This is a genomic window from Kitasatospora sp. NPDC057542 (assembly GCF_042801945.1).
In the GTDB taxonomy this organism is placed as follows: Bacteria; Actinomycetota; Actinomycetes; order Streptomycetales; family Streptomycetaceae; genus Kitasatospora.
Window position 1 is genome coordinate 1 of record NZ_JBHVFE010000562.1, and the last position, 5,252, is coordinate 5,252.

Annotated in this window: 7 protein-coding genes; 1 reads left to right on the forward strand and 6 read right to left on the reverse strand. The window is 74.4% G+C overall.

Features of this window, described 5'->3' with window-relative positions:
- Positions 1-37: 37 nt before the first annotated feature.
- The 4 genes from ACFU7Y_RS39555 to ACFU7Y_RS39570 form a co-directional block, all read right to left on the reverse strand.
- A complete protein-coding gene (locus ACFU7Y_RS39555; protein WP_224285001.1) occupies positions 38-604 on the reverse strand; it encodes a DUF664 domain-containing protein in 567 nt (188 codons plus the stop codon).
- 249 nt (positions 605-853) lie between these two features.
- The gene (locus ACFU7Y_RS39560; protein ID WP_224284999.1) at positions 854-1,588 is read right to left on the reverse strand and encodes a tyrosine-protein phosphatase; all 735 of its coding nucleotides are present in this window, start codon (positions 1,586-1,588) and stop codon (positions 854-856) included.
- A gap of 9 nt (positions 1,589-1,597) precedes the next feature.
- Positions 1,598-2,251, reverse strand: coding sequence for a TetR/AcrR family transcriptional regulator (locus ACFU7Y_RS39565; RefSeq protein WP_224284998.1), 654 nt, complete (start codon positions 2,249-2,251; stop codon positions 1,598-1,600).
- A gap of 137 nt (positions 2,252-2,388) precedes the next feature.
- Complete coding sequence (locus ACFU7Y_RS39570) at positions 2,389-2,778, reverse strand: RidA family protein (protein ID WP_224284997.1); 390 nt, start codon at positions 2,776-2,778, stop codon at positions 2,389-2,391.
- A 72-nt stretch (positions 2,779-2,850) separates the two neighbouring features.
- On the opposite strand from ACFU7Y_RS39570, the gene ACFU7Y_RS39575 reads away from it, so the two are divergent.
- Positions 2,851-3,759, forward strand: a complete 909-nt coding sequence (locus tag ACFU7Y_RS39575) for a LysR family transcriptional regulator (RefSeq protein WP_380771263.1) — start codon at positions 2,851-2,853, stop codon at positions 3,757-3,759.
- Here ACFU7Y_RS39575 and ACFU7Y_RS39580 read toward each other — a convergent pair.
- Positions 3,756-4,655: an aminoglycoside phosphotransferase family protein gene (locus tag ACFU7Y_RS39580; protein WP_224284506.1), complete on the reverse strand. Its 900-nt coding sequence runs from the start codon at positions 4,653-4,655 to the stop codon at positions 3,756-3,758. The two genes, ACFU7Y_RS39575 and ACFU7Y_RS39580, sit on opposite strands and share 4 nt — an antisense overlap.
- A gap of 110 nt (positions 4,656-4,765) precedes the next feature.
- Positions 4,766-5,158, reverse strand: a complete 393-nt coding sequence (locus ACFU7Y_RS39585) for a PPOX class F420-dependent oxidoreductase (RefSeq protein ID WP_224284505.1) — start codon at positions 5,156-5,158, stop codon at positions 4,766-4,768.
- Between the last annotated feature and the right edge of the window lie 94 nt (positions 5,159-5,252).

Here is a 5,252-nt window from a genome sequence, read left to right on the forward strand (position 1 = left end):
CGGCCGGCCCGCGCGGGGCGGCCGCCGACGCTAGGCCCTACTGGCCCACCCGGCCGTCGACGCACTCGCGCAGCAGGTCGGCGTGGCCGCAGTGGCGGGCGTACTCCTCGATCCGGTGCACCAGCAGCTCCCGGATCGCGAACCGGTCCTTCCCGACCCGCTCGCCCAGGTCCGGGAAGGCGGCCAACTCGGCGTCCAGTGCGGCCTGTTCGCGCTCCAGGTCGCGGAACGCGGCGTCTGCCACGGCCTGGTCGGCCACGGCGCCCTCGAAGTCCCCGTCCCGCTTGCCGTACAGCTTGGGCAGCGGATCGCCGTCGGTGATCCAGTTCCGCCAGTCCCGTTCGACCTCGGCCAGGTGCCGGACCAGCCCGAGCAGGGACATCGTCGACGGTGGCACCGAGCGGCGGGCCAGCTGCTCCGGGTCCAGGCCGTCGCACTTCATCCGCAGGGTCAGCCGGTAGTTCGTCAGGCAGTCCTGGAACGTGCCGAGTTCGCCGTCCGAGCCGGGGCCGTCGTTGTTGCGGGGGTCGTCGTCCGGGTCGGCCCACATGTCGGGGTGGACGGTCGCCTGGGTCCAGCGTTCGGGTTCAGTCATACCCGGCATCGTCGCCCGCGACGGCCCCCGCCCGCCACGGGGTTATCGCGCTCCCGGGGCGCGCAGCTGGACGGCGACGAGCACCCTGGCCGGCCGCCAGTCCGGCGCCCAGCGGGCCGGAGAAGAGGTTCGGTCCGTCGGCATGCGTGGTCATGCCGGCACCGTACGCCGGGCGACGGACAACGGTCCGTCGGCAGTGGGCCGTTGCTGCGCGGGACGGGGCCCGGGGCGGCGTCCCGCGCAGCGGGGCGCGTGCGCTCAGTCGGTCAGCAGGCGGGCGCGCAGGGCGTCGATCCGGTCGCGGTCGATGCCGAGGGTGCCGGTGAGGTAGGCCTCGACCGAGCCGTAGCGGTCGGCGAGGTCGGCGAGGGTGAGCCGGATGACGGCCTCCGGGGCGCGCCCGTAGCCGGGCCAGCGCAGGGTGCGGCCGGGGTGGGCGGCGTGCCACTCGGCGACGAAGTGCGGGGTGGCGAGTTCGGTGAGGGCGAAGTCGGCGGCGATGTCGTCCTCGCCGACGCCGAGCAGGGTGAGCAGCAGGGCGCCGATCAGCCCGGTGCGGTCCTTGCCGGAGGCGCAGTGGAAGACCACCGGGGCCTCGGCGGCCGTGATCACGTCCAGGGCCTGGCGGATCTCCTTCACCCCGTCCTCGGCGACCTCGGCGAAGCGGTCGGCGAGGTAGCGCCAGGGATCGAGCTCCGGGTCGATCTCGGCCTGGTCGTACGGGCGGTGCTCGATCGAGAGGTTGTGGTACTCCAGGCCCTCGAAGTCGGGCACCCGGCCCTTGGCGGCGATCTCCCAGGGGTAGCGCAGGTCGATCACGGTCCGTACGCCGAGGGCCCGGAGCCGGTCGAGGTCCTCGGGGGAGCCGAGCTTGCCGAGCGAGTCGGAGCGGTAGACCAGCCCCCACCGGACGGACCGTCCGCCGGCGGCCGGATAGCCGCCCAGGTCGCGGAAGTTGTGCAGGGCATCGAAGGGGTGATGGCGCGTTGTCATGCGCGCACTCTAGTCAGCGGCGGGCCGTCCGCCGGCGGGCGGGCCGTAGCCGTGGGCGAGCAGGTCGAAGGCGCGGGTGGCCTCCCCGACGGCCTCGGTGTGCAGGTCGTCGGCGGTGCGGCCGTCCTGGATGCGGCGCCAGTTGTGCAGGGCGAGGACCCGCTGGGTGGCGGTGACCTGGGCGGCGAGCAGGGCGGCGGTGAGGTCCTGCGACCCGGGGAGTCCGGGGGCCTCGCGCAGCGCCTCGGCCAGCGACTGCTCGGCGCGGGCCACGTACTCGCCGACCCGGGCGGCCAGGCTGGGTGTGCCGTGGACCAGGGCGGTGAAGGCGAGTACCGCCGGGTGGTCGTTGAGGCCGGTGACCGGGTCGCGCCGGGCGAGGCCCGCCAGGAAGTCCCGCAGCAGCGCGTCGAGCACCGGCTCGCCGGGCAGCCGGGTGCGGACCACCTCGGCGGCCTGCTCCTGGTGGTCGGCGAAGCGGTGGACGACCAGGTCCTCCTTGGTGGGGAAGTAGGAGAACAGCGTCGGCTTGGAGACCTCGGCGGCCGCCGCGACGTCCGCCACCGACACCCGGTCGAAGCCGTGCTCCAGGAAGAGCGCGATGGCCGCCTCCGAGATGGCTCGCCGGGTCCGCTCCTTCTTCCGCTCCCGCAGTCCGGTCATGCGGCTCAGGCTAGCAGCGGGTATTGACCAGGGCAGGTTTCTGACCCGGTCTGCCGATGAGTGTGTCGCACGTTCCGTGCCGAGTCCGTTCTCCCCGCCCGTCGTGGCGGGGAGAACCCGAGGCATGTGACGTTCGGTCAGGCTGCTTTTCGTCGGGCGGTGACCTCGATCTCGATCCTCATCCGCGGGTCGGCCAGGCCGCACACCTGCATGGTGGCCGCCGGGCGGACCTCGCCGAAGCAGCGTCGCAGGACCGGCCAGCAGGGCTCGAAGTCCGCGCGCTCGGGCAGCAGGTAGCGCACCCGTACCACGTCGGCGAAGCCGCAGCCCGCCTCGGCCAGCGCGGCCCCGATGGTGCGCAGGCACTGCTCGGCCTGCTCCACCACGTCCTCGGAGATGGTCATGGTGGCGTAGTCGAAGCCGGTCGTCCCGGACACGTGCACCCAGTCGCCGTCCACCACGGCGCGGGCGTAGCCGATCTGCTCCTCGAAGGTCGAACCGGTGAGGATCGCACGTCGCTCAGTCATGCCGGGGACGCTAGGTGAGCTGCGGGGATACGTCCAATACCTCCTGCGGGGCGGTCTGATATCCCTGGAGGTATGGAGCGCCCCGAACTTCCCCTGCCGCAGCTGCACGCCTTCGTCGTGCTCGCCGAGGAGCTGCACTTCGGCCGGGCCGCCGCCCGACTGGGCATCGCCCAGCCGCCGTTGAGCCAGCAGATCCGGCGGCTGGAGGAGAAGGTCGGACACCCGCTGTTCCGCCGCGACCCGGGCGGCGTCGCGCTGACCCCGGCCGGCCGCGAACTGCTGCCCGCCGCCTGCCGGGCGCTGACCGGCCTCGCGGACGCGCTGGCCGCCGCCCGCGCGGTCGGCAGCGGCGAGGCCGGCCGGCTGCGGATCGGGTTCTCCGCCTCGCTCGCCCTGAGCGTCCTGCCCGGTCTGCTGAGCACCTTCCGGCAGCGCCACCCCGCCGTGCTGCTGGACGTGCGCGAGATGACCAGCGCCCCGCAGCTCGCCGCGCTGCACGAGCGGACCATCGACGTCGGCCTGCTGCGCGAGCCTCCCGCGGGCGAGCCCGAGCTCGGCTTCCGTACCGTCCTGCGCGAGCCGTTCGTCGCCGTGCTGCCCGCCGACCACCCACTGGCCGCCCAGCGGACCGTGCGGGTCGGGCAGTTGGCCGACGAGCCGTTCGTGCTGCTGCCCCGGGAGGACGGCCCGCCGCTGTACGACCGGATCACCGGCCTCTGCACCGAGGCGGGCTTCACCCCGAGGATCGGCCAGCACGCGGTGGAGTGGCAGACGGTGTGCGCGCTGGTCGGCGCGGGCCTGGGCGTCTCGCTGGCCCCGGCGAGCATCCGGCGCATCCGGCTGCGGGGCGTCGCCTTCCGCCGCATCACGCCCGGCGCCGCCCGTACCCTGGTCGCCGTCGCCTGGCGGAAGGACGACCCCGGCCCGCTGGTGCGCCACCTGCTCGCGGCCGTCGGCGAAGAGCCGGCCGGGGATCGCTAGACGCTGCGGTCGGCGAGCACCTCGCGGACGACGTGGCGGGCGTTGGCGGTCAGCGCCTGGTCGGTGTGGCGGTAGTACGGGATCGTCACCAGCGCGATGGAGAAGGCCCAGGCGCGGCCGCGGGCCCACATGGCCTCGTCCGCGTGCAGGGCGGCGCGGAAGGCCGGGCGGGCGGTGGCGGGCAGCAGGTTCCAGGCGGCGATCAGGTCGGCGGTCGGGTCACCGACGCCCATCAGGGCGAAGTCGATGACGGCGGAGAGCCGGCCGGTGCGGGCGAGCAGCAGGTTTCCGGGGGTGAGGTCGCCGTGCATCCAGACCGGCGGGCCGGCGTACTCGGGCAGCCGAAGCGCCTTGTCCCACAGCGCGGTCGCCGCCGCCGCGTCGATCGATCCGGAGAGCTGGGCGATGGCCGTGCGGGTGGCGCCGTCCCGGGAGACGAGCGGGATGCTGCGCTGGGAGACCGGGGCGCCGGCCGGGTCGACGGTGCGCAGGGCGTTGACGAAGCCGGCCAGGTCGCGGGCCACGGCCTCGGGCGCGGCCAGTGAGCCGACCGTCGGGTTGGCGCCGTCCAGCCAGTGCAGCACCGACCACTCCCACGGGTAGCCGGCAGCAGGCCGGCCGACCGCGAGCGGCGCCGGAACCGGCAGCGGCAGCCGCGGTGCCAGCCGGGACAGCCACTGCTGTTCGCGCCGCAGGCCCCCGGCGGCCCACTCCACCAGGGGCAGCCGGACGGCGAGTTCGGTCCCGAGGCGGAACATCGCGTTGTCCGCCCCGGGGGCGCAGACGGGGGTGACCGGCAGGCGCTCCCACTGGGGGAACTGGGCGGAGATCAACCGCCGCACCAGGGCCGCGTCGACCACCGGCCCGTCGGGGTGCATCCGGGTGGCAGCGCACATGCCCGGCAGCGTACAGCGCCGGTCGTTGCGGTTCAGCCGGATTCCCGAACTGCGCACGTTCCGAAGGCCGATCGAAGGGGGGCCGATCGAAAGCGGTCGCGCGAGGACGGTCAGCCGACGGTGACCCGCACCCCGATGGTGCCGTCCTTGCCGAAGCGCAGCACGTTGGCGGTCAGCGCCACCGCGCACAGCACGCCGTACTTGCGCCGCAGCAGCTTCCGGTAGGCGGGCGCCCGGACCGGGTCCAGCACCGCGGAGGCCGGCACCTGCGCGCCGAGCAGGTTCCCGCGGATGTCGCTCGGCCCGACCAGCACGTCCGAACGGTTGCGCAGGCGCTTGACCTTGCCCGTCTTCGTCACGGTGGTGAAGACCAGCGCGTCACCGTCGCGTGCGACCCAGACCGGGGTGGCGACCGGAGTGCCGTCCTTCCGGTACGTGGTGAACAGCAGGTACTTGGCGGCAGCGAGCCGCTCCGTCTCGGCGGCGGCATCCAGGGTGTCCATGCCCGCCAGCCTAGGAAGCCGCAACTGAGCCCCGCTCAAGCCTCGGTGTAGCCCCCGAGGGGGCGCGCCACGCCCGGCCGCCCCGGGTGCGGCC

Bases quoted from the DNA above. Each gene is read 5' to 3' on its own strand.
- ACFU7Y_RS39555 (WP_224285001.1), bottom strand. From the start codon at position 604: ATGCCGGGTATGACTGAACCCGAACGCTGGACCCAGGCGACCGTCCAC.
- ACFU7Y_RS39560 (WP_224284999.1), bottom strand. From the start codon at position 1,588: ATGACAACGCGCCATCACCCCTTCGATGCCCTGCACAACTTCCGCGAC.
- ACFU7Y_RS39565 (WP_224284998.1), bottom strand. From the start codon at position 2,251: ATGACCGGACTGCGGGAGCGGAAGAAGGAGCGGACCCGGCGAGCCATC.
- ACFU7Y_RS39570 (WP_224284997.1), bottom strand. From the start codon at position 2,778: ATGACTGAGCGACGTGCGATCCTCACCGGTTCGACCTTCGAGGAGCAG.
- ACFU7Y_RS39575 (WP_380771263.1), top strand. From the start codon at position 2,851: ATGGAGCGCCCCGAACTTCCCCTGCCGCAGCTGCACGCCTTCGTCGTG.
- ACFU7Y_RS39580 (WP_224284506.1), bottom strand. From the start codon at position 4,655: ATGTGCGCTGCCACCCGGATGCACCCCGACGGGCCGGTGGTCGACGCG.
- ACFU7Y_RS39585 (WP_224284505.1), bottom strand. From the start codon at position 5,158: ATGGACACCCTGGATGCCGCCGCCGAGACGGAGCGGCTCGCTGCCGCC.